Annotated in this window: 23 protein-coding genes; 5 read left to right on the top strand and 18 right to left on the bottom strand. The window is 61.0% G+C overall.

What is annotated here, in order from left to right; all coding sequences use genetic code 11:
• Positions 1-11: 11 nt before the first annotated feature.
• The 3 genes from yfhb to murQ are packed head-to-tail and all read right to left on the bottom strand — an operon-like array spanning position 12 to position 2945.
• A complete protein-coding gene (gene yfhb / locus ACTJJ6_RS15930) occupies positions 12-668 on the bottom strand; it encodes a phosphatidylglycerophosphatase C (RefSeq protein ID WP_115436422.1) in 657 nt (218 codons plus the stop codon).
• Between the two features lie 3 nt (positions 669-671).
• Positions 672-2033 carry a PTS transporter subunit EIIC gene (locus ACTJJ6_RS15925; protein ID WP_049299989.1) on the bottom strand — a complete coding sequence of 454 codons (1362 nt, stop codon included), beginning with the start codon at positions 2031-2033 and terminating at the stop codon, positions 672-674.
• An 18-nt stretch (positions 2034-2051) separates the two neighbouring features.
• A complete protein-coding gene (murQ, locus tag ACTJJ6_RS15920; RefSeq protein ID WP_206194896.1) occupies positions 2052-2945 on the bottom strand; it encodes an N-acetylmuramic acid 6-phosphate etherase in 894 nt (297 codons plus the stop codon).
• A 167-nt stretch (positions 2946-3112) separates the two neighbouring features.
• On the opposite strand from murQ, the gene ACTJJ6_RS15915 reads away from it, so the two are divergent.
• On the top strand, positions 3113-3961 hold the full coding sequence (locus tag ACTJJ6_RS15915) for a MurR/RpiR family transcriptional regulator (protein WP_274872693.1): 849 nt from the start codon (positions 3113-3115) through the stop codon (positions 3959-3961).
• A 53-nt stretch (positions 3962-4014) separates the two neighbouring features.
• A complete protein-coding gene (locus ACTJJ6_RS15910; RefSeq protein ID WP_033632309.1) occupies positions 4015-4275 on the top strand; it encodes a YfhL family 4Fe-4S dicluster ferredoxin in 261 nt (86 codons plus the stop codon).
• A 46-nt stretch (positions 4276-4321) separates the two neighbouring features.
• Here ACTJJ6_RS15910 and acpS read toward each other — a convergent pair whose 3' ends face one another.
• The 7 genes from acpS to lepA form a co-directional block, all read right to left on the bottom strand.
• Entirely contained in the window at positions 4322-4702 is a 381-nt protein-coding gene (gene acpS / locus ACTJJ6_RS15905) for a holo-ACP synthase (RefSeq protein WP_004929169.1), read from the bottom strand.
• Positions 4702-5433 carry a pyridoxine 5'-phosphate synthase gene (pdxJ, locus tag ACTJJ6_RS15900; RefSeq protein ID WP_016929790.1) on the bottom strand — a complete coding sequence of 244 codons (732 nt, stop codon included), beginning with the start codon at positions 5431-5433 and terminating at the stop codon, positions 4702-4704. The genes acpS and pdxJ overlap by 1 nt, the downstream gene beginning before the upstream one ends.
• 71 nt (positions 5434-5504) lie before the next feature.
• Positions 5505-6236, bottom strand: a complete 732-nt coding sequence (gene recO / locus ACTJJ6_RS15895) for a DNA repair protein RecO (RefSeq protein ID WP_004929165.1) — start codon at positions 6234-6236, stop codon at positions 5505-5507.
• A 6-nt stretch (positions 6237-6242) separates the two neighbouring features.
• Positions 6243-7151: a GTPase Era gene (era, locus tag ACTJJ6_RS15890; RefSeq protein WP_004929162.1), complete on the bottom strand. Its 909-nt coding sequence runs from the start codon at positions 7149-7151 to the stop codon at positions 6243-6245.
• Positions 7148-7828 (bottom strand): ribonuclease III, encoded by a 681-nt coding sequence (gene rnc / locus ACTJJ6_RS15885; protein WP_004929158.1) that lies wholly within the window; start codon positions 7826-7828, stop codon positions 7148-7150. Before rnc ends, era begins: the two co-directional genes overlap by 4 nt.
• Positions 7829-8062: 234 nt before the next feature.
• Positions 8063-9040, bottom strand: a complete 978-nt coding sequence (lepB, locus tag ACTJJ6_RS15880; protein WP_016929791.1) for a signal peptidase I — start codon at positions 9038-9040, stop codon at positions 8063-8065.
• 32 nt (positions 9041-9072) lie between these two features.
• Positions 9073-10872 carry a translation elongation factor 4 gene (gene lepA, locus ACTJJ6_RS15875; protein ID WP_004929150.1) on the bottom strand — a complete coding sequence of 600 codons (1800 nt, stop codon included), beginning with the start codon at positions 10870-10872 and terminating at the stop codon, positions 9073-9075.
• A gap of 519 nt (positions 10873-11391) precedes the next feature.
• Here lepA and ACTJJ6_RS15870 point away from each other — a divergent pair.
• On the top strand, positions 11392-12228 hold the full coding sequence (locus ACTJJ6_RS15870) for a hypothetical protein (RefSeq protein WP_016929793.1): 837 nt from the start codon (positions 11392-11394) through the stop codon (positions 12226-12228).
• Here ACTJJ6_RS15870 and rseC read toward each other — a convergent pair.
• The 4 genes from rseC to rpoE are packed head-to-tail and all read right to left on the bottom strand — an operon-like array spanning position 12225 to position 14916.
• The gene (gene rseC / locus ACTJJ6_RS15865) at positions 12225-12701 is read right to left on the bottom strand and encodes a SoxR-reducing system protein RseC (protein WP_004929144.1); all 477 of its coding nucleotides are present in this window, start codon (positions 12699-12701) and stop codon (positions 12225-12227) included. The genes ACTJJ6_RS15870 and rseC overlap by 4 nt on opposite strands.
• Entirely contained in the window at positions 12701-13657 is a 957-nt protein-coding gene (gene rseB / locus ACTJJ6_RS15860; RefSeq protein ID WP_016929794.1) for a sigma-E factor regulatory protein RseB, read from the bottom strand. The genes rseC and rseB overlap by 1 nt, the downstream gene beginning before the upstream one ends.
• The gene (gene rseA, locus ACTJJ6_RS15855; protein ID WP_016929795.1) at positions 13657-14310 is read right to left on the bottom strand and encodes an anti-sigma-E factor RseA; all 654 of its coding nucleotides are present in this window, start codon (positions 14308-14310) and stop codon (positions 13657-13659) included. Before rseA ends, rseB begins: the two co-directional genes overlap by 1 nt.
• A 30-nt stretch (positions 14311-14340) precedes the next feature.
• Complete coding sequence (gene rpoE, locus ACTJJ6_RS15850; protein WP_004929136.1) at positions 14341-14916, bottom strand: RNA polymerase sigma factor RpoE; 576 nt, start codon at positions 14914-14916, stop codon at positions 14341-14343.
• Positions 14917-15130: 214 nt separating this feature from the next.
• On the opposite strand from rpoE, the gene nadB reads away from it, so the two are divergent.
• Entirely contained in the window at positions 15131-16732 is a 1602-nt protein-coding gene (nadB, locus tag ACTJJ6_RS15845) for an L-aspartate oxidase (protein WP_016929796.1), read from the top strand.
• Between the two features lie 38 nt (positions 16733-16770).
• Here nadB and trmN read toward each other — a convergent pair whose 3' ends face one another.
• A complete protein-coding gene (trmN, locus tag ACTJJ6_RS15840; RefSeq protein ID WP_440803400.1) occupies positions 16771-17550 on the bottom strand; it encodes a tRNA(1)(Val) (adenine(37)-N(6))-methyltransferase TrmN in 780 nt (259 codons plus the stop codon).
• A 99-nt stretch (positions 17551-17649) separates the two neighbouring features.
• Here trmN and srmB point away from each other — a divergent pair, with 99 nt between their 5' ends.
• On the top strand, positions 17650-18972 hold the full coding sequence (gene srmB, locus ACTJJ6_RS15835) for an ATP-dependent RNA helicase SrmB (RefSeq protein ID WP_016929798.1): 1323 nt from the start codon (positions 17650-17652) through the stop codon (positions 18970-18972).
• Positions 18973-19024: 52 nt separating this feature from the next.
• On the opposite strand, the gene ACTJJ6_RS15830 is transcribed toward srmB, so the two are convergent.
• From ACTJJ6_RS15830 to grcA, 3 genes are all read right to left on the bottom strand, one after another.
• Complete coding sequence (locus ACTJJ6_RS15830; protein WP_049300033.1) at positions 19025-19780, bottom strand: ankyrin repeat domain-containing protein; 756 nt, start codon at positions 19778-19780, stop codon at positions 19025-19027.
• Positions 19773-20735 (bottom strand): phospholipase, encoded by a 963-nt coding sequence (locus ACTJJ6_RS15825; protein ID WP_440803396.1) that lies wholly within the window; start codon positions 20733-20735, stop codon positions 19773-19775. The genes ACTJJ6_RS15830 and ACTJJ6_RS15825 overlap by 8 nt, the downstream gene beginning before the upstream one ends.
• A gap of 183 nt (positions 20736-20918) precedes the next feature.
• The gene (gene grcA, locus ACTJJ6_RS15820) at positions 20919-21302 is read right to left on the bottom strand and encodes an autonomous glycyl radical cofactor GrcA (RefSeq protein ID WP_004929114.1); all 384 of its coding nucleotides are present in this window, start codon (positions 21300-21302) and stop codon (positions 20919-20921) included.
• Positions 21303-21448 lie beyond the last annotated feature (146 nt).

Genomic DNA, 21448 nt, shown 5'->3' with positions numbered 1-21448 from the left:
CCGCCCTTTGTTTATTCCAGCTGCTGCAGCTCGCCCTCCTTGCTCACCCGCCAACGGTGCTCGCAAAAAAACAGCAGCGGGTTATCCTGCTTGCTGTCGCTGTAACCGCTGTACAGCTTCAGCGGCGCGCCGAGCCGTTGCTCCAGCTGCACCACTTTTTGTACGCCCAGACAGCGCAAGGTCAGCACCCAGCCGCCATAGCGACGCGCGATGCGGCTGCCGACCAACCGCACCCGCGGCAGAAACGCCGAATCCCGATACACCTGCGCCACCAGTTGCTCCGGCGAGCCGGTAATCAGCCACACCTCGGCATCGTGCTCATCCAAATACTGCCGCAGCCGCATTTGCACCACCGGAAACGCGGTCACCTTCTGGCGGAAAGCCTCGATAAACTGCCGCTCCAGCGCCTTCAGCGTCGCTTCGGAGCGCCCGAAAGTGATCGCCCACAGCAGCAGGCTCATCGGCCAACGCGCGGCGCGCCCCAGCAGCAGCAGCGCCAACCCGATCGGCGGCAGCAGCGGTATCACCAGCAACAGGTTCAGCGGTAAGCGGCGCAGCAGAAAGCGCAAGAAACTGCCGAACATATCCTCCTGATGCAGGGTGCCGTCCAGATCAAAAAAGACCACGCGGCGCCCCTCTGCGGCCGGTTGTTGCTGCTTGTCGCTCAAACGCTACTCCTCGGGATCGTTGAACCCCATCATCCAGGTGAAGAGAAAACCGGCGATAATCGTAATCAACATCCCCGCCAGATACAGCATCACCTTACCTGAGACGATGGTCAACGCCAAAGGCAGCCCCGAAATGCCGAAGGTGATGACCGTCGCCACCTTCCAGTAGCTGATTAACGCGCCGCCGACCGCGCCGCCGAGGCAGGCGCCGATAAACGGCCGGCCCAGCGGCAGCGTCACCCCGAAGATCAGCGGCTCGCCGATGCCGAGAATGCCGACCGGCAATGCCCCTTTGATCACCTGCTTCAGCCGCGCGTTGCGGGTTTTCAACAGCACCGCCAACGCCGCCCCCACCTGCCCGACGCCGGCCATCGCCAGGATCGGCAACAGCGGGTTGGAACCGTGCGCCTGCACCAGCTCGACGTGGATCGGCACCAGCCCCTGATGCAGGCCGGAGAGCACCAGCGGCAGGAACAGCCCCGAGAGCAGCGCCCCCACCAGCAGCCCGCCCTTGTCGATCGCCAGATTGGCGCCGTGGGCAATGGCATCGGAAATATAACCCCCGATCGGCTGCAGGATCAGGATCGCCAATGAGGCGGTGACCAGCGTGGTCAGCAGCGGGTTAAGGATCAGCTCGACCGACTCCGGCAACAGCGTGCGCAGGCGTTTCTCCACCCAGCACATCAACGCCACCACCAGCAGCACGGCGATCACCCCGCCGCGCCCCGGCTGCAGCGCCTCCCCGAACAACGTGATCTGCGCCAGCGCCGGGCTGGAGAGAATGCCGGCCATCACGCCGCCCATCGCCTGCGAGCCGCCGAATACCCGCGCGGCGTTGACCCCGACCAGAATGTTCATGATGGCGAACACCGCGCTGCCGAAGATCGCCAGCAGCCCCAGCGCGTTCGGGTAGTCCACGGCCAGTTGACCGGCGATGTCGGGCCGTTTCAGCAGGTTGATGATGCCGGTGATCAGGCCCGAGGCGATAAACGCCGGGATCAGCGGAATAAAAACGTCGGCCAGCTTTTTCAGCGCGCCGCTCATCGGCGCAGCGTATTTTTGCTTGGCCTGCGCCTTGGTGCGGGCGGCGTCACCGACGGCGGGCTGCGCGCTGCCGCTCAACAGCCCGCGCATGGCGTCCACCACCTTGGCGGCGGCGCCCGGGCCGACGATAAACTGATGCTGCTCACCCTGTTTGATATAGCCCTTCACGCCGGGCAACTGCTTGAGAGCGGCCAGATCCAGACGCTGCTCGTCGCTGACTTCGACGCGCACCCGCGTCATGCAGTTCTCCAGTTTGAGGATATTGCCCTCGCCCCCCACGCCCGCCAGGATCTGTGTCGCCAATGCCGTTGTCTTGTCCATCGCCGCCCCCACCGTGAATTAACGCGCCAGCGCCGCGCGCAGGTAGCCATCGTGCCGCTGCAGCCGCTGCTGCGCCTCTTCGGCGCTGACGCCGGCCAAAAGCATCAGGATCGCCGGTTTAACCTCAAAGCCGGTCTGCGCCAGCGCCGCTTCCGCCTGAGCGCGTTCGGCGCCGGTGGCCTCCACCACGATGCGGCAGGCGCGATCCACCAGTTTGACGTTGGTGGCCTTCACGTCCACCATCAGGTTCTGGTAGACCTTGCCAAGTTTGACCATCGCGCCGGTCGACAGCATGTTGAGCACCAGTTTCTGCGCAGTGCCGGATTTCAGGCGCGTCGAACCGGTCAGCGCCTCCGGCCCCACCACCGGCGAAATCGCCACCTGCGCTTCGTGCGCAATCGGCGAATCCGGGTTGCAGGAGATGGCCGCCGTCGGGCAACCCAGCCCGCGCGCATAGCGCAGCGCGCCGATCACGTAAGGCGTGCGCCCCGAGGCCGCCAACCCCACCACCATATCGACGGCGGTCAGGTTCAGCGCTCTGAGATCGGCCTCGCCCAGGGCTGCGTCATCTTCCGCCCCCTCCACCGCTTTGAGCAGCGCACCCGGCCCGCCGGCGATTAGCCCCACCACCACACCGTGCGGCACGCCGAAAGTCGGCGGGCACTCGGAAGCATCCAATACGCCCAGGCGGCCGCTGGTGCCGGCGCCCAAATAAATCAACCGGCCGCCGGCCTTCAACGCCGCCGCGGCCAAATCGACCGCCTGCGCAATCGCCGGCAGCACCTGTTCAATCGCCTCCGGCACCTTGCGATCTTCCTGGTTAAAGCAACGGACCATGTCCAGCGTCGACATTTCATCCAGCCCCATGGTGGCCGGGTTGCGGGTTTCCGATACCAGTGCGCCTAAGTTCATCTGTTCACCTTTGAATTTTTAATTCACAAAACTTAATCAATATTTGAATATTTTATTCAACAAAGCGAGCGCTATTTGCTATTTTAACGGTGAGCTCACAAAAATTTTCACCGCGCGTTTTCGCCCTCTGCATGGCAAAATGGCCGCTGGTTTCCAGGGAAAGAACAATGAGTACCCTTCTGCGCATTCGCCAGATGTATCCGACACTGGCGCAAAACGACCGCAAGCTGGCGGACTTTCTGCTGAATAACGCCGAGCAGGCGCGCCATCTCAGCTCGCAAAAGCTGGCCCAGTTGGCCGGCATCAGCCAGTCGAGCGTGGTGAAGTTCGCCCAAAAACTGGGCTATAAAGGTTTCCCGGCGCTGAAGCTGGCGCTGAGCGAGACGCTGGCTCAGCCACAGGCCGAACCGGTAGTGACCGTTCACAACCACATCCTCAGCAGCGACACGCTGAAAACCGTCGGTGAAAAGCTGCTGGCGGAAAAGCAGGCGGCGCTGCGCGCGACGCTGGACATCAACAGCGAAGAACGGCTGCATCAGGCGCTGGACATGCTGCGCCAGGCGCGCCGGGTGATGCTGATCGGCATCGGCGCCTCCGGGCTGGTGGCCAAGGATTTTTCCTTCAAGCTGCTGAAAATCGGGGTGATGGCGGTGGCCGAAGCGGATATGCACGTTCAACTGGCGGCGGTGCAGGCGCTGGACAAACGCGATCTGCTGGTGGCGATCTCCTTCAGCGGCGAGCGGCGTGAAATCAATCTGGCGGCGGAAGAAGCGCGCCAGGCCGGCGCCAGGGTGCTGGCGCTGACCAGCTTCTCGCCCAACGGCCTGCAGCAACGCGCCGATCACTGCCTCTATACCATCGCCGAAGAACCCCACACCCGCAGCGCGGCCATCTCCTCCAGCACGGCCCAGTTCGCCCTCACCGACCTGCTGTTTATGGCGCTGATCCAGCACGACCTTGATCATGCCCGCGACCGTATCAGGCACAGCGAACAATTGATGAAAAAGTTGGTTTAACCGGTATAATCGCCGCTGCGAAAAATACCCCTGTTAATAATGAGAGATACGTCATGGCCCTGCTAATCACACGCAAATGCATCAACTGCGACATGTGCGAGCCGGAATGCCCGAACCAGGCGATTTCGATGGGCGATGAGATCTACCAGATCGATACCGATCGCTGCACCGAGTGCGTTGGCCATTACGATACGCCAACCTGTCAGCAGGTCTGCCCCATCGACAACACCATTATCACCGATCCGCAGCATCGCGAGACCAACGAACAGCTGTGGGATAAGTTCGTGGTGTTGCACCACGCCGATCGCATTTAACCCGCCGCAGGACTGACAAGGGCGCCGCAGGGCGCCCTTTCTATTTTCAGCTTTCGACGATCACCGTCGCGCAGGCATAGCGCCTTTCATCGGCCAGCGAAACGTGGATCGCGGTGACCCCCATCTCCCCCGCCAGCTCGGCGGCGCGGCCGTGCAAACGAATATTCGGTTTGCCCAACGCATCGTTGAACACCTCGAACTGGTTGAACGCCAGGCCGTTGCGAATGCCGGTGCCGAACGCCTTGGCGGCGGCCTCTTTCACCGCGAAACGTTTGGCCAGAAAGCGAATCGGCTGCTGGTGCTGCTGATACAGCGCCCACTCGGCGTCGCTCAGCACGCGGCGCGCCAGACGATCGCCGCTGCGCTCCACCACCGCCTCGATACGCGCCATCTCGACGATGTCGGTACCCAGCCCGAGCACCGCCATTACCGGCGCGCTTCCCGCATCAGCACTTTCATGTCGGCAACCGCGGCCGGCAGCCCGCTCATCACCGCCTGGCCGATAATCGCATGGCCGATGTTCAGCTCGTGCATTTCCGGCAGCGCGGCGATCGGCTGCACGTTGTGGTAGGTCAGGCCGTGGCCGGCGTTGACCTTCAGCCCCTTCTCGGCCGCGTAGGCTGCGGCGACCGCGATGCGGCGCAGCTCGGCCTGTACCGCCAGCTCGCCCTGCGCTTCGGCGTAGGCGCCGGTGTGGATTTCGATATAGGGTGCGCCCACCGCCACCGCCGCGTCGATCTGGCGATGATCGGGATCGATGAACAGCGAGACCAAAATGCCCGCCTGCGCCAGGCGCTCGACCGCCACGCTCATTTTGTCCAGTTGGCCGGCGACGTCCAGGCCGCCTTCGGTGGTCACTTCCTCGCGTTTTTCCGGCACCAGGCAGCAGAAATGCGGCTGCAGCTCAATGGCGATGTCCAGCATCTCGTCGGTCACCGCCATCTCCAGGTTCATGCGCGTCTGGATGGTCTGGCGCAGCAAGCGCACGTCGCGGTCGGTGATGTGGCGGCGATCTTCGCGCAGATGCACGGTAATGCCGTCGGCCCCCGCCTGTTCGGCAATGAATGCCGCCTGAACCGGATCCGGGTATTGGGTTCCGCGCGCGTTACGTAACGTGGCGATGTGATCGATATTGACGCCCAGCAGCAAATCAGCCATGACAACCTCTAAATACGATTTTCAGTGCCAGCAGTTTACACGCGGGCGCAGGGCGGAAAAAGGGGAAAAGGTCAGGCGTCGTCAACCGGCGTATTCGGCTGTTTGCGCACGAATTGGCGAAACAGTTCGCGGCTCTTCAACGGTTTGCCGCCGAGGTAGGGTTTCAGCGCCATGCGGGTGAAACGCTTGGCGGCGCGCAGCGTCTCGGCATCGGGAAACTGCCGTTCCGCCAGCGCGCGCAGTTCGCGCCCGGTGAAGCTGTAATGATCCACCACCAGGCTGGCGATAAAGCCTTTCTCTTCGCGGTAGCGGTAGGTCATGGCGTCATCCACCGGCAGGCCGCTGCCGGCGCAGTGCAGAAAATCGAGGCCGTAGCCGAGATGATGCAACAAAGCCAGCTCGAACTGGCGCAGCGCCTGTTCCGGCGAACTGTCTTCCGCCGCCAGCGCCTGCAGGCATTGCAAGTAGTCGAAGAACAGCACCGAGTAGTTGGTTTCCTGCTCCAGCACGCGCGCCAGCAGTTCGTTCACGTACAGGCCGCTGTAAAGCATCATGCCGCTGAGGGGTAAACCGAGAGAGACCGCTTCGGCGTTGCGCAGCGTTTTCACTTCGCCGCGACCGCCCCAGCGCACTAGCAGGGGGGTAAAGGGTTGCAGGCAACCCTTCAGATTGGAGCGGCGGCTGCGCGCGCCTTTTGCCAGCAAGCGCACCCGCCCATGACCTTCGGTAAACAGATCCAGCATCAGACTGGTTTCACTGTACGGCCGCCCATGCAGGACGAAAGCGCGCTCCCAGCCGTCCACGGATCGTTACTTCAGATCGTCAACATAGCCCAGGCTGCGCAGCGCACGTTCGTCGTCCGCCCAACCGGATTTCACTTTCACCCACAGCTCGAGATGCACTTTAGCGTCGAACATCTGTTCCATGTCCTGGCGCGCTTCGATGCCGATGGTTTTGATCTTGGCGCCCTTGTTGCCGATGACCATTTTCTTCTGGCCTTCGCGCTCAACCAGGATCAGGCCGTGCACATCGTAGCCGCCGCGATCGTTGGCCACGAATTGTTCGATTTCTACCGTCACCGAGTACGGCAGCTCTTCGCCCAGGAAACGCATCAACTTCTCGCGGATGATCTCAGACGCCATAAAGCGCTGGGAACGATCGGTGATGTAATCTTCCGGGAAGTGGTGTTCCGCTTCCGGCAGCAGCTTGCGCACGATGCCGGCGATGGTGTCGACGTTCATCCCTTTCTCGGCGGAGATAGGCACCACGTCGAGGAAATTCATCTGCTGGCTGAGGAACGCGATATGCGGCAACAGCTTGGATTTGTCGGTAACGTTATCGACCTTGTTGATCGCCAGCAGTACCGGGCAACGCAGGCTGCGCAGCTTGTTGACCACCATTTCGTCGTCGGCGGTCCAGTTGGTGCCTTCGACCACGAAGATCACCAGCTCAACGTCGCCGATCGAGCTGCTGGCCGCGCGGTTCATCAAACGGTTGATGGCGCGTTTTTCTTCGATGTGCAGCCCTGGGGTATCGACGTAGATCGCCTGATAGGCGCCATCGGTGTCGATGCCCATGATGCGGTGACGGGTCGTCTGCGGCTTACGCGACGTAATGGAAACCTTCTGCCCCAGCAGTTGGTTCAGCAACGTCGATTTGCCCACGTTCGGGCGGCCGACGATGGCGATAAACCCGCAGTGTTGTTTTACTTCGCTCATTCAAGCTCCAGCTTTTTCAGCGCTTGTTCCGCTGCCGCCTGCTCGGCTTTACGGCGGCTCGAGCCGGTGCCCACCACGGGCTCGCTCAAACCACTCACCTGGCAGTGGATGGTAAACTCCTGGTCGTGCGCTTCTCCGCGAACCTGCACCACCAAATAAGAAGGCAACGGCAGATGACGCCCCTGCAAAAATTCCTGCAAACGGGTTTTCGGGTCTTTCTGCTTATCGCCGGGGCTGATTTCGTCCAACCGGCTGCGATACCAGTCCAAAATCAGGCGCTCGACGGTCTGGATGTCGCTGTCCAGGAACACGCCGCCGATCAATGCCTCCACCGTATCCGCCAGGATTGACTCGCGGCGGAACCCACCACTTTTCAATTCGCCCGGCCCAAGCCGCAGACATTCGCCCAGGTCAAACTCGCGCGCCATCTCCGCCAGCGTGTTGCCGCGCACCAGCGTGGCGCGCATGCGGCTCATGTCGCCCTCGTCTACGCGAGGAAAACGGTGATAGAGCGCATTGGCGATGACAAAGCTCAGAATCGAGTCACCCAGAAACTCAAGACGTTCATTGTGTTTACTGCTGGCGCTGCGGTGAGTCAAAGCCTGCAGTAAAAGCTCCTGCTGTTGAAAAGTGTAGCCCAGCTTCCGCTGCAGCCTGTTTATTACGATGGGGTTCATGAGTTACCAATAGATCAAGAATGCGTCAAAAACTTGCAGCACACGGAACAGGCCTGCTTCGCCGAAAGCCGATCCAAAGCTGTTTCGTTTGCAGTGGCTCCCAGCAGGAGCCAACTTTTATCGCTCGAGAAAGTATTCTACAACGAGTGGAAACATAATGCTGTGTTTATATCCCCTTAATCTTTCACGCCGCAGTAGGCTGCGGCGTGAAATTGACAGGGAATAAATCAGCGATTAATGAATGCCGCCGATCCGGCTGAAACGCACGCCGGTAGGCCACTCGCCTTCCTGTTTTTCAAAGCTCATCCAGATGGCCGTGGCTTTGCCCACCAGATTCTTCTCCGGCACAAAGCCCCAGTAACGGCTGTCCGCGCTGTTGTCACGGTTGTCGCCCATCATGAAGTAATGCCCGGCCGGCACCACCCACTCCGCCAACGGTTTGCCCGGCTGTTGATAGTAAGCGCCCACCCGATCCTGCGCGTCCGGCACGGTCAGGATGCGATGCGTAACGTTGCCGAGGCTTTCCTGGCGCTCACGCATGCGAATGCCGCCCGACGGCACGTTATCGTTCAGCGGGATCTGATAGAAGCCGTTGCTGGCCTCGCCCATGCCGCTGCGGCTGAACAGCTGCACGAAGTCGCTCGGCTGCGCATCGGCGTAGGTCACGGCCAGCGCGGTATCGCAGGACTGCCCGCTGTTGCAGGACGGCTGCACCGTGACGCGCTTATTCACCGGATCGTAAGTAATACGGTCGCCCGGCAGGCCAATCACGCGCTTGATATAATCCAGCTTCGGATCCAGCGGATATTTAAATACCGCAATATCGCCACGCTTCGGATGGCCGGTTTCAATGAGCGTCGTCTGGGTAATCGGATCTTTAATGCCGTAGGCATATTTCTCCACCAGAATGAAATCGCCAATCAACAGCGTCGGCATCATTGATCCGGACGGGATCTGGAATGGTTCGTAAATAAACGAACGCACCACAAAGACCAGCAGCAGCACCGGGAACACCGATGCGCCAGTCTCTACCCAACCAGGCTGCTTCGCCACTTTCGCCAGCGTTTTATCGTCGACGGCGCCCGCGGTCTGTTCGTTGACCGCCGCGATCTTCGCGCGGCGGGCCGGCGCCCATTTAAAGCGCTCGAAGCACCAGATGATCCCGGTGACCAGAGTGGCCAACGCCAGGACCAGGGCAAACATATTCGCCATGCAAACTCCCTCGTTTCGCGAACTCGTCGCGGTTACTTGCCGTCTTTACCGACGTGCAGAATGGCCAGGAACGCTTCCTGCGGCAGCTCGACGTTGCCGACCTGCTTCATGCGTTTCTTACCGTCTTTCTGTTTCTGCAGCAGCTTTTTCTTACGGCTGACGTCACCGCCGTAGCATTTCGCCAGCACGTTTTTACGCAGCTGCTTCACGGTGGAGCGCGCGATGATATGCGTGCCGATCGCCGCCTGAATCGCGATGTCGAACTGCTGACGCGGGATCAGATCTTTCATCTTCTCCACCAGTTCACGGCCGCGGTACTGCGAGTTGTCGCGGTGGGTGATCAGCGCCAGCGCATCCACGCGCTCGTTGTTGATCAGCACGTCCACGCGCACCATGTCGGAGGCCTGGAAGCGCTTGAAGTTGTAATCCAGCGACGCATAACCGCGCGACGTGGACTTCAGGCGGTCGAAGAAGTCGAGCACCACTTCCGCCATCGGGATTTCATAAGTCAGCGCCACCTGGTTGCCGTGGTAGACCATGTTGGTCTGCACGCCGCGCTTCTCAACGCACAGGGTGATGACGTTGCCCAGGTATTCCTGCGGCATCAGCATGTGACATTCGGCGATCGGCTCGCGCAGTTCCTGGATGTTGTTCAGCGGCGGCAGCTTGGACGGGCTGTCGACGTAGATCACTTCTTTGCCGGTGGTTTCCACTTCGTAGACTACCGTCGGCGCGGTGGTGATCAGATCCAGATCGTATTCACGCTCCAGACGCTCCTGAATGATCTCCATGTGCAGCAGACCGAGGAAGCCGCAGCGGAAGCCGAAGCCCAACGCGGTGGAGCTTTCCGGCTCGTAGAACAGGGAAGCGTCGTTAAGGCTCAACTTGCCCAGCGCATCACGGAAAGATTCATAGTCGTCGGAGCTGATTGGGAACAGACCGGCGTACACCTGCGGCTTCACTTTCTTGAAGCCCGGCAGCGCTTTATCCGCCGGCTGACGCGCCTGCGTCAGGGTATCGCCCACCGGCGCGCCGAGGATGTCTTTGATCGCGCAGACCAGCCAACCCACTTCGCCGCAGTTCAGCACGTCGCGATCGACCTGCTTCGGCGTGAAGATGCCCAAACGATCGGCGTTATACACCTGACCGGTGCTCATGACCTTGATCTTGTCGCCCTTGCGCAGGGTGCCGTTCTTGACGCGCACCAGAGACACGACGCCCAGGTAGTTATCGAACCAGGAGTCGATGATCAGTGCCTGCAGCGGCGCATCCGGATCGCCCTGCGGCGGCGGGATGTCGCGCACCAGGCGCTCCAGCACGTCGGGCACGCCGACGCCGGTTTTGGCCGAGCAGCGCACGGCATCGGTGGCGTCGATGCCGACGATGTCTTCGATTTCCTGCGCGGCGCGATCCGGATCGGCGGCCGGCAGGTCGATTTTGTTCAACACCGGCACCACTTCCAGATCCATTTCGATCGCGGTGTAGCAGTTGGCCAGCGTCTGGGCTTCTACGCCCTGGCCGGCGTCCACCACCAGCAGCGCGCCTTCGCAGGCCGCCAGCGAGCGGGAAACTTCATAGGAGAAGTCAACGTGGCCGGGAGTGTCGATAAAGTTAAGCTGATAGGTCTGCCCATCCTGCGCTTTATAATCCAGCGTCACGCTCTGCGCCTTGATGGTGATACCGCGCTCACGCTCCAGATCCATGGAATCGAGCACCTGCGCAGCCATTTCACGGTCGGTCAAGCCACCGCAGATTTGGATAATGCGGTCAGACAGCGTCGACTTACCGTGGTCAATATGGGCAATAATGGAGAAATTTCGTATATGCTTCATTATAAAAGTTTTTCTGCCTTGGTATTTCTGAATTACTCGCCTATAGAAACCCGCATGGACCTAAAGCGACAGTGAATGGGTGAGGCCGTCTTGCACCTGAATCGCTGCATTCTACATGCCACACCACTGAAAACCTAGCGATCGGTGCAGTGAAGGCATTCTATTATGCGCCGCTAAATGTTACAGGGCGCCCCAGCGGGTGAAAACAGATGTTAACGCGGACGATGCGGCCTGAACCCAAGGCTTGCCGGTGCTTCGTGGCCGTCAAACTCCGGCACTAATACATAACCGGCCACAGCGCAATAAACCCTCTCCGAAATTATAAAAAAAGAATATTTGGATCAACCTCTTAGAATTTCATTTTGCCCCACTTCCTTTAGGAAAAACCCCATATACGCCACCACCGTCCCTCGGATAGAAAGGGCATGAGCTCCGCGACAAAACATTATTCAGGGCACTACATCGGCAGCCCACCGGGGTTCACCAGCATATCTGCGTACGTTGATTGGAAGGTGCATTATGATCGATAAAGGGCAAATGCTGAGCCGGCACGATTTTTCAAAGGTCAACTGGGGCATACTGGCGGCGGCGGCGCTGCTGTTTAGTGTGGGGGCGGCGCTGTTGGTGCTGCCGCTGCTGAGCAGCATTGACGAGAGCCAGGTCATCACGCTGTTGCAGGCCGGCGCGGGCACGATTTTACTCGGCTGTACGCTGCTGGCGCTGCGGCATTATCTGCGTCCGGCGCTGACTTATCGTCTGTACGAGCACGGCGTGCGGGTCTTTGACAGCCACCATCACAAAGAGCGTTTCATCCCGTTTGAGAAGATCAGCGACATCTATCGCTTTCGCGGCGGCCAGGCTTTTGGCGGGCTGTTTGACGTTACGGCGTTCCGCGCCGGTGCGGATCAGCCCTGGTGCACGGTTTTCAGCAACGTCGCCCACTCGTGGCGATTGGCGGACGTAATCGTCGACCAACAGCTGCAGCAGCGCGGGCCGCTGGCGCTGAATGCGCTCTATCAGGGGGGGACGGTGTCGTTTCACACCATAGAGGGCGACGCGCGCTGGCTGTGGCAGTTGCTGCTCGGCAAGCGGCAAGGCACGCCGGCCGAAACGCTGCGGCTGAGCGCCACCCTGCTGACGACGGAACGGGGAAACGTGCCTATCGAACAGATCCGCACGTTGGAAAATCATCCGCAGCGCGGCATCCGCTTATTCGATGGCCAGGGAAATGTGCTGTTCGCGATTAACTACGATTCGCTGCTCAGCGCCGATCTGTTCATCGCGCTGTTGGAGCATATGATCCACAACCGCATCCCCGCCTATCACAACCCGGCGATGACGCGGCCATCGGTTTAAATCAGCGGGGAGTTTTCCGCCTGCATGCGCATCGCGGTAGGCGGCAACCCAATCTGCAGCACCACCGGCTGGTAATCGGCCTGCTCACCCAGACGTCGAGCCAAGCGGCGAGCCAGCATAAAGGCCGCACCACCGCCCAATACGGCGCCGACTGCCGCCGAGGCGTCGCTGCCGAAACAATATTGCAGCAATGTGCCGCCCAACATCATGCCCAGCAGCGGCGTCAGGTAAACCAGCATGGCGGAGCGCAGCAGGCTGCCTTCCGCGATGCCGACCTCGACGCGCTGCCCCGGTTCGAGCGGCTGATCGATATGTACCTGCAGCTGATGCTCGGTTTCCGGCACCAGCTCGTTCAGCGCACGCGCGCCACAGCCGGAGCGCGCGGTGCAGCTGCCGCAGCCGGCCTTGGGTTCACAGCGCAGCAGCGCTACGCCCTGTTGCCACGATACCACCGTGGCCCACTCTTTCATCATTACGGCGATACCTTGAAAGAAATGCTGTCGGCGATGCGCTTGGCCGTCGCCGGCGGCAATTCGCCCACAATCGTGATTTCGTTGCCCGCGCGCACTTCGGTCTGAATGGTGCGGCGCCCCTGACGGTAGTACTGCTGCCCGGCGCCGCTGCCCGCCGGGCTGACGTTGACCGAGAAGCTGAACAGACCGTCGCTGTAGAGCCGGGACTCCACCGGCACGGCGACGTTCGGCAATTTGCGGCGATTGCGCGCCACCTCGTCCACGCCGGCCGGCAGCCAGCCGGTGCTCCAGCTGAGCTGGACGTTTTCCACCGCCGGCAGCGACAGCAGCGGCGGCAAATTGGCTTTGAGCAGCCCCTGCATCGCGCCCTGCACGTCGGCGCCGACCGCGAAGGAGATCACCCGATATTGCTCCAGCGTTTCGCCGTCGCGATCGAGCAGATCCACCCGCAGCGGCAGCTTGGTGTCTTCGTCCATCCAAACGATGTAGCTGTAACGGGAACCGTCGCGCGCCACCACGCGCAGCACTTCACACGGCCGATCGGCGATGCGGGTGCTGCCCACGGAGATGAAGTCGTAATACTTCGCCAGACGAGTGAAATCAGCATAGACGATCGCCGGCAGCGCATCGACGATGTGATCGCCGGTGAGCGTGAACGGTTCCAGACCGGGTTCGAAGTAGCTGATCCCGCCGCCGCGCTGCAACACTTCGCGGCGCGGGCCGTCCATATGTAGCAGCTGGCCGAGCGGCACGTTGCCGATCACCGCATGGCGATAGCGCAACGACTCGATTCCCTGCTTGCTGACGCTGATGTAGGCGAGCTCGTAATTGAGAGAACGGCTGGCGCTGCTCATCTGTTGCAATAACGCCCCGGACGCAGTTGGCTGCGCCGGGGCGATGCTGGAATAGAGCAGGCTGCCCGTCAATAAACAAACGGAGAACCAGATTTGCTTCATTACTGCTGTTGCATTCCTAAAGACTGAGTTCCGGGAACCTGAATGGCAGCCTGTTGCGGGTTGCCTTGCTCAAGCTGCAGCTGATCCGAATGCAGGCGACGTTGCAGTTCATAGTCCTGCAGCATGGCGTTGATACGCTTGCGCTGTTCCTGCACCTGCTGCTGTTGGCCGCTGCCGGTGGAGAAACTGTCGGCAGGTACGCCCAGGCTGACCGGCGAGGCCTGGCCCATGATCGGCAGCGTGGTGAAGGCCGGCGATTCGGACGCGTTCGATGGCGCAGAAGGCTGGTTGTACTGCTGCACGCCGACGATCACCGCCAGCGACACGCAGGCCGCCATGCCGATTTGCGTAATCTGGCTCGCCCAAGGACGCACTTTGTCCCAGAACGGCATTTTCTGCCAGGTGTGAGGCTGCGGCTGAGATTCCTGAACGGCGGAAGGCACCAGCCGGGCGGGTTCTTTCTCAAGTGCAGCGGCGACGCGATCGGCGATGTCGAGATGCATCACTTGCCCGACATCACCTCGCAGTGTGTCACGTATCAGGTGATAGCTCTGCCAGCTTTGTTGAAGCGTTCGATCTTGCGACAGAGAACTCAACAGCTCGCTGTCGAACGATTCACCATCCATCAGAGCGGAAAGCTTTTCTTTCTGCATGCCTAAGTACCCTTCCTGTGCCCGCCATTGCTAACGCTGGATCAGCGGTTGAACTTTATTATCGATAGCTTCCCGGGCGCGGAAAATACGCGAACGTACGGTTCCGACCGGGCAATCCATGATGGCGGCTATCTCTTCGTAGCTTAGACCATCCAACTCCCGCAGGGTAATCGCCATGCGAAGATCCTCAGGGAGCGACTCAATGGTACGGAAAACTATCTGTCTCAGCTCTTCTGACAACATTAAGTTCTCAGGGTTCGAAATTTCTTTCAGTGCGCCCGCACTTTCGTAATTTTCCGCATCGTTGGCGTCCACATCACTGGATGGCGGACGGCGCCCCTGAGCAACCAGATAATTCTTTGCCGTGTTCACGGCGATTCGATACAACCAGGTATAAAAAGCGCTGTCGCCACGGAACGATTCCAGTGCGCGATAGGCCTTGATAAACGACTCCTGCACCACATCGGGCACATCGCCCTGCGGCACATAGCGGGAAACGAGACTCGCCACCTTATGCTGATAGCGCACTACCAGTAGGTTAAACGACTTCTGGTCGCCCTTTTGGACCCGCTCGACCAGAACTTGATCCGTTAACTGCTCGCTCATCCGAGGTAAACTCTCCCCAAATCCGTCTCCACGCGTAAAATTGTACTGCCAGCCATACATTATTTTCCTGAGCAAGCACTCGCTTGGAGTTCATATAGAACACGAAGTTCCATATCGCCATTGTTTTTTCTGTTGATGTCACCCTATCCGTGGCTTTTGCCCGGACAGTTAGGCTAACATGAAATTCACTCTTCTTCTGCACACATCATACGTTATGCAACCATCATCTGAACATGTTAGCGATGTCCTGATCGTCGGCAGCGGCGCTGCGGGCCTGTCACTGGCGCTGCGCCTGGCGCAGCATTGCAAGGTTACCGTCCTCAGCAAGGGGCCGCTCAGCGAGGGCGCCACCTTTTACGCCCAGGGCGGGATCGCCGCGGTGTTCGATGAGACGGACAGCATTGCCTCACACGTTGATGACACTTTGATTGCCGGCGCCGGCCTGTGCGACAAAGAGGCCGTCGAATTCATCGCCGGCAACGCGCGCCACTGCGTGCAGTGGCTGATCGATCAGGGCGTGCTGTTCGACACCGAGGTCAACGCGCAGGGCGAGGCGCATTATCACCTCACGCGCGAAGGCGGCCACAGCCATCGCCGCATCCTGCACGCCGCGGACGCTACCGGTAAGGAAGTAGAGACCACGCTGGTGGGGAAAGCAAGCGCTCACCCCAATATTTGCGTGATGGAACGCCGCAACGCGGTTGACCTTATCACCTCGAACAAAATCGGCCTGCCGGGCACCCGCCGAGTGGTGGGCGCTTACGTCTGGAACCGCGAGCTGGAACGGGTGGAAACCTACCGAGCCAAAACGGTGGTGCTGGCCACCGGCGGCGCGGCCAAGGTGTACCAATACACCACCAACCCGGACATCTCCTCCGGCGACGGCATCGCCATGGCCTGGCGCGCCGGCTGCCGGGTCGCCAACCTGGAATTCAACCAGTTCCACCCGACCTGCCTGTTCCATCCGCAGGCGCGCAACTTTCTGCTGACCGAAGCGCTGCGCGGCGAAGGGGCTTACCTGAAGCGCCCGGACGGCAGCCGCTTTATGCCGGATTTCGATCCGCGTGGCGAACTGGCCCCGCGCGATATCGTCGCCCGCGCCATCGACCATGAAATGAAGCGCCTGGGCGCCGACTGCATGTACCTGGACATCAGCCACAAGCCGGCGGAATTCATCACTCAGCACTTCCCGATGATCCACGAAAAGCTGCTGACGCTGGGCTTCGATCTGACCCGGCAACCAATCCCCATCGTTCCGGCGGCGCACTACACCTGCGGCGGCGTGATGGTCGATCAGCATGGCCGCACCGATCTCGACGGGCTGTACGCCATCGGCGAGGTCAGCTACACCGGCCTGCACGGCGCCAACCGCATGGCGTCGAATTCGCTGCTGGAGTGCCTGGTTTACGGTTGGTCGGCGGCGGAAGACATTCTGCAGCGCCTGCCGTTCATCCAGCAGGCCAAACAGGTGCCGCACTGGGATGAGAGCCGGGTGGATGATGCGGACGAACGGGTGGTGATCCAGCACAACTGGCACGAGCTGCGGCTGTTCATGTGGGATTACGTCGGCATCGTGCGCACCACCAAGCGGCTGGAGCGCGCCCTGCGCCGCATCAACACGCTGCAGGCGGAAATCGACGAGTACTACGCGCACTTCCGCATCTCCAACAACCTGCTGGAGCTGCGCAATCTGGTGCAGGTGGCCGAGCTTATCGTGCGCAGCGCCATGGCGCGCAAAGAGAGCCGCGGCCTGCACTACACGCTGGACTACCCGGATTTGCTGCCGGAAGCGCTGCCGACCATTTTGCAGCCTTAAACGAAGCGACAGGGCGCCTTATCGGCGCCCTTTTCCTTTCAGTAGAACAGATAGAAGTCGGCGATCAACCGGCGGAAATCGTCGGTATAGCCGCCGTCGGCCTGTTTGATCGCCAGCGCCTGCTCCCGCAGCGGCGTTTCCCGCCGGGTCAGCGCCAGCAGCATCCGGTGCTGCGGCGTATCGGCGCGATCGCTGACGTTCACTTTCGCCGCCGTGTGCCAGCCGCTTTGCTGCGCCAGGCGTTCGAATTCGGCGCCGATGTCGTGCGGCAGCACCACGCAAAACGTCCCCTGCGCGGCCAGCAGCTGCGCCGCGCAGGCCAACAGCGCGTCGTGCGTCAGGGTTTCGGTGTAGCGCGCGTTGTGGCGCGCCTGGTCGCGGCAGGCCACCGCCGGCTCGAAATACGGCGGATTGCTGACGATCAGATCATACTCAGCGGCATGCTGCTGCGCATAATGGTGAATATCCTGCGCATGCACGCGGATGCGCTGCGGCCACGGCGATTCCGCCGCGTTTTCGCGCGCCTGGCCGGCGGCGGCTTCATCCAGCTCCACCGCGTCGATGGTCACTTCGTCGCCGCTGCGCTGCGCCAGCATCAGCGCGATCAGCCCGCTGCCGCTGCCGATGTCCAGCACCCGGCGCGCCTGCCCCAGCGGCGCCCAGGCGCCGAGCAGCACCCCGTCGGTGCCCACTTTCATGGCGCAACGATCGTGGGCGACAAAGAATTGTTTAAAGGTAAAACCCCCGCGGCGCGGGGTAAAATCGGCTTTCGATCGCTTGCTCACACTCACCACCCGGCTATAAAACTGGCGTAGCATAAGGCAATCTGATCGGCGGGAAAAGAGCGGCTTTCCGCTTAAATAGGTGAAGATCGCGGCCAACCCGTCTATAATCGGCGCCCCAAGTAGAGGTAGACCATGACAGCAACCACTTTTTCCGAACTCGAACTCGATGATCGCCTGATCGACGCGCTGCGCGACAAAGGCTACGATCGCCCCACCGCCATTCAGGCCGCTGCGATCCCGCCGGCGATGGACGGGCGCGACGTCTTAGGTTCGGCTCCGACCGGCACCGGCAAAACCGCCGCCTTCCTGCTGCCCGTGTTGCAGCACCTGCTGGACTTTCCACGCAAGAAATCCGGCCCGCCGCGCGTGCTGATCCTGACGCCAACGCGCGAGCTGGCGATGCAGGTCGCCGACCAGGCGCGTGAATTGGCTGCTCATACCTCGCTGGATATCGCCACCATCACCGGCGGCGTCGCTTACATGAACCACGCGGAAGTGTTCAGCGAAAACCAGGACGTGGTGGTCGCCACCACCGGCCGCTTGCTGCAATACATTAAAGAAGAGAACTTCGACTGCCGCGCGGTGGAAACCCTGATCCTCGACGAAGCCGACCGCATGCTCGACATGGGCTTCGCGCAGGACATCGAAACCATCTCCGCCGAAACCCGCTGGCGCAACCAGACGCTGCTGTTCTCCGCCACGCTGGAAGGCGAAGCGATCCGCGAATTCGCCGAACGCATCCTGAAAGAGCCGGTGGAAGTGGAAGCCGATCCGTCGCGCCGCGAACGCAAGAAGATCCTGCAGTGGTACTACCGCGCCGATGACGTGCAGCACAAAACCGCGCTGCTGATCCACCTGCTGAAACAGCCGGACGTGCAGAAATCGGTGATTTTCGTGCGCAAGCGCGAGCGCGTGCATGAGCTGGCCACCTGGCTGCGCGAAGCGGGCATCAACACCTGCTATCTCGAAGGCGAGATGGTGCAGGCCAAACGCAACGAAGCGGTCAAACGCATGATGGATGGCCGGGTTAACGTGCTGGTGGCCACCGACGTTGCCGCGCGCGGCCTGGATATCCTCGATATCACCCACGTGTTCAACTTCGACATGCCGCGCACGGCGGATACCTACCTGCACCGCATCGGGCGTACCGGCCGTGCCGGGCGCAAAGGCACCGCCATTTCGCTGGTGGAAGCGCACGACCATCTGCTGCTGGGCAAAGTGGGCCGTTACCTGAACGAGCCGCTGAAAGCGCGCGTGATCGACGAACTGCGGCCGAAAACCAAGGTGCCGAACGAGAAGAGCAACGGCAAGCCATCGAAGAAAGTGCTGGCCAAACGCGCGGAAGATAAAGCGAAGAACAAAGAGAAGGCCAAGGTGAAAGTGCGCCATCGCGACGCCAAAAACGTCGGAAAACGCCGTCAGGCGAAGGCCAAACCGGCCGGCGACGCAGAATAACCACCGCTGCCTAAGAAAAAACCGCCTGTACAGGCGGTTTTTTTATGGGCGTTTACTGCTGCGCGTAATGCGTGGCCAGGCGGCGCCCCTGCAGCCATTTATCCAGCTCGCGGAACTGCGCCTTCAGCTCGTCATTCTGCAAATGCGCCGGCGTTTGCGAGAAATAAAACTGGAACGCATAACCCTGCTGATTGCGCGCCTGGGCATCGGCCCCGGCCTGCAACAGCAACAGCGCCAGATGCGGCGCGTTGATCTTCGCCGCCAGATGCAGCGGGGTATCCCCCAGCCGATCGCTCAGGGTGGTGTCCGCCCCGGCCGCCAGCAACAACCGCAGTTGCTCCTCGCGCCCGGCCAGCACCGCCGCCGCAAGCGGCGTGGCGCCGGTAACGGCATTGCGCACGTTCACCTGCGCCCCTTCAGCCAGCAGCAACCGCAGATACTGCACGTCTTGCAGTATCGCCGCGGTGTGCAGCGCGCTGTTGCCGTCCAGCCCCGCTACCGACGGGTCGGCCCCGAGATCCAGCAACGCCTGCACGCTGGCCGGCTGCTGCGAAAGCACTGCCCACTGCAACAGCGTGACCTGCCGATCGCCTCGTTCGCGCAAGCGATCCTGCGTAGCCTGCGCATGGATGCTCTGCGCATCGCCGCGCGCCACCGCCTGAGCCAGCGCCAGGTTGCCGCGGCCGTCAAACGGTGAAATCTCCTGCCCCATCTGTTGCTCCTTAGCCATCATCAGTAAACCGGTCACCGCGACCAGCGCCAGTAAGGCTATCGCCAGCGCTCGCCGCAAGCGACGCCCTTCAGGCATTGGCCTTCGCCTCCCACGGCTTTTGTTCCGCCATCGAGCTTATCACCTTGTCGATGCCGTGCGCCGTCAGGCTGCGATCCAGATGCTTGCTCGGCCGCCAGTCATCGATACCGGTCAGGGTATCGTTGTTGGCCAGGGTGATGTTGTGGCCAATGGCGTCCGGGATCAGCGAAGTCGACTCCTGGGTGCTGGTCAGCATGTCATATTGTTCGCTGTAACGACGGATGCCGCCGGCTTCGGCGTCTTTCTTCGCCGCCGCCGGATCGATACCCAGGCGATTCAGCGTGTAATCTGACACCCCGGCCGCATTGAAGGTGACCGCGACGGTGCCGGTCGCCAGCGCCGCCGTGGCCGCCAGACCGCCGCCGAGCGAATGACCGGCGATCACCAGCGCATCGCCGAAGGCCGCCTTGGCGCTTTTGGCGGCGGCAACCGCCTGATTGTACTGCACATCATCATAGCCCGTCGCTTGCCGCACGTTGCTCAGCCAGTCGCGCCAGTCGTTGGTGCCGGCAAACGCCAACACATACTGCTTGTCGTTGCTGTAAACCCCGGCCTGGAAACCGCTGCCTGCGTCGTGCAGGCTGGCGGGATCGATGCCGAAACCGAGCAGCGCGCTGTCGCTCAAGCGGTTGAACCCAGCGGCGCCCTGACCGTTCAGTGAATAAACGTCCTTGGCCAACAGCGCCAACGCATAATCACCCTCCTGCGATTGCTGCCCCCGGGTCACGCCCGGCGCTGCCGCCGCCGTCGGCGCCGCCGCGGAGATATCGCCGACCAGCGTATTCAACATGGCCTGCGCATTGAGCGAGTTCTGAGAGGGAGTGGCCACCGGCGCCGGATTTGCCGGCGCTGCCGCGGGCCGCACCGCCGTCACCGTCTCGGCAACGGCGCGAGGTGTAGGGATCGCGGCCACCGGGGATACTGCAGAGGTAAAACTTAAAGGCATACTCATGCCGACTCCTTGTCGATAGACTTTTTATTGAGCACCTGAATAGGTGCTGATTTAGCTATCGGCAGGTCGGATGAGTTCTGTATTAGAAATGCTTATCTTTGTACAGAATGTGATCCGCATTCCGTTTTCGGCCGTCAAACGCAAGAAAGGGAGCCGAAGCTCCCTGATTGACAGCGCCGCAAATTACAGGCTTTCGGTAAAGGTGCGGGCGATAACGTCGCGCTGCTGTTCCGGCGTCAGGGAATTGAAGCGCACCGCATAACCGGACACGCGGATAGTCAGCTGCGGGTATTTTTCCGGGTGCTTGACCGCGTCTTCCAGGGTTTCGCGACGCAGCACGTTGACGTTCAGGTGCTGACCGCCTTCCACACGCACGGTCGGCTGCATTTCCAGCGGCACTTCACGGTATTCGATCTGGCCCAGGTCGCTCACTGCGACAACCTGATCTTCCGCGTAGTTGGCCTTGGCGCACACGCAGCGGGCTTCCGCTTTTTCATCGTCCAGCAGCCAGAAAGAATTCACCAGCGCCTGGTCGTTCGCTTTGGTAATTTGAATACCGGTAATCATTATGTTGCCTCCGTACAAGGGCGTAAAAATTCACGTCGTGAGAAAACCCAATCCTGGTTTCGGCCATTTGGTAAAACCATTGTTGTCTTGTTGTTCTGTATACCAGCCTGACCGGGCCAGTTCCTTGATTAAAGTCAATTTTTACC

Origin of the sequence: Serratia sp. 22278 (genome assembly GCF_052045405.1) — a bacterium.
Classification (GTDB): domain Bacteria; phylum Pseudomonadota; class Gammaproteobacteria; order Enterobacterales; family Enterobacteriaceae; genus Serratia; species Serratia marcescens.
This window is presented reverse-complemented; position numbering and strand designations above follow the sequence as displayed.

Excerpts from the sequence above, each read along its gene's own strand:
- rseB (WP_016929794.1), bottom strand. The coding sequence starts at position 13,657 with ATGAAGCAAATCTGGTTCTCCGTTTGTTTATTGACGGGCAGCCTGCTC.
- rpoE (WP_004929136.1), bottom strand. The coding sequence starts at position 14,916 with ATGAGCGAGCAGTTAACGGATCAAGTTCTGGTCGAGCGGGTCCAAAAG.
- rseA (WP_016929795.1), bottom strand. The coding sequence starts at position 14,310 with ATGCAGAAAGAAAAGCTTTCCGCTCTGATGGATGGTGAATCGTTCGAC.
- ACTJJ6_RS15825 (WP_440803396.1), bottom strand. The coding sequence starts at position 20,735 with ATGAGTATGCCTTTAAGTTTTACCTCTGCAGTATCCCCGGTGGCCGCG.
- grcA (WP_004929114.1), bottom strand. The coding sequence starts at position 21,302 with ATGATTACCGGTATTCAAATTACCAAAGCGAACGACCAGGCGCTGGTG.
- lepB (WP_016929791.1), bottom strand. The coding sequence starts at position 9,040 with ATGGCGAATATGTTTGCCCTGGTCCTGGCGTTGGCCACTCTGGTCACC.
- acpS (WP_004929169.1), bottom strand. The coding sequence starts at position 4,702 with ATGGCGGTGCTCGGGCTGGGTACCGACATCGTCGAGATGGCGCGTATC.
- era (WP_004929162.1), bottom strand. The coding sequence starts at position 7,151 with ATGAGCGAAGTAAAACAACACTGCGGGTTTATCGCCATCGTCGGCCGC.
- ACTJJ6_RS15830 (WP_049300033.1), bottom strand. The coding sequence starts at position 19,780 with ATGCCTGAAGGGCGTCGCTTGCGGCGAGCGCTGGCGATAGCCTTACTG.
- ACTJJ6_RS15925 (WP_049299989.1), bottom strand. The coding sequence starts at position 2,033 with ATGGACAAGACAACGGCATTGGCGACACAGATCCTGGCGGGCGTGGGG.
- ACTJJ6_RS15870 (WP_016929793.1), top strand. The coding sequence starts at position 11,392 with ATGATCGATAAAGGGCAAATGCTGAGCCGGCACGATTTTTCAAAGGTC.
- nadB (WP_016929796.1), top strand. The coding sequence starts at position 15,131 with ATGCAACCATCATCTGAACATGTTAGCGATGTCCTGATCGTCGGCAGC.
- pdxJ (WP_016929790.1), bottom strand. The coding sequence starts at position 5,433 with ATGGCTGATTTGCTGCTGGGCGTCAATATCGATCACATCGCCACGTTA.
- ACTJJ6_RS15915 (WP_274872693.1), top strand. The coding sequence starts at position 3,113 with ATGAGTACCCTTCTGCGCATTCGCCAGATGTATCCGACACTGGCGCAA.
- murQ (WP_206194896.1), bottom strand. The coding sequence starts at position 2,945 with ATGAACTTAGGCGCACTGGTATCGGAAACCCGCAACCCGGCCACCATG.
- rnc (WP_004929158.1), bottom strand. The coding sequence starts at position 7,828 with ATGAACCCCATCGTAATAAACAGGCTGCAGCGGAAGCTGGGCTACACT.
- rseC (WP_004929144.1), bottom strand. The coding sequence starts at position 12,701 with ATGATGAAAGAGTGGGCCACGGTGGTATCGTGGCAACAGGGCGTAGCG.
- lepA (WP_004929150.1), bottom strand. The coding sequence starts at position 10,872 with ATGAAGCATATACGAAATTTCTCCATTATTGCCCATATTGACCACGGT.
- trmN (WP_440803400.1), bottom strand. The coding sequence starts at position 17,550 with ATGCTACGCCAGTTTTATAGCCGGGTGGTGAGTGTGAGCAAGCGATCG.
- ACTJJ6_RS15910 (WP_033632309.1), top strand. The coding sequence starts at position 4,015 with ATGGCCCTGCTAATCACACGCAAATGCATCAACTGCGACATGTGCGAG.
- srmB (WP_016929798.1), top strand. The coding sequence starts at position 17,650 with ATGACAGCAACCACTTTTTCCGAACTCGAACTCGATGATCGCCTGATC.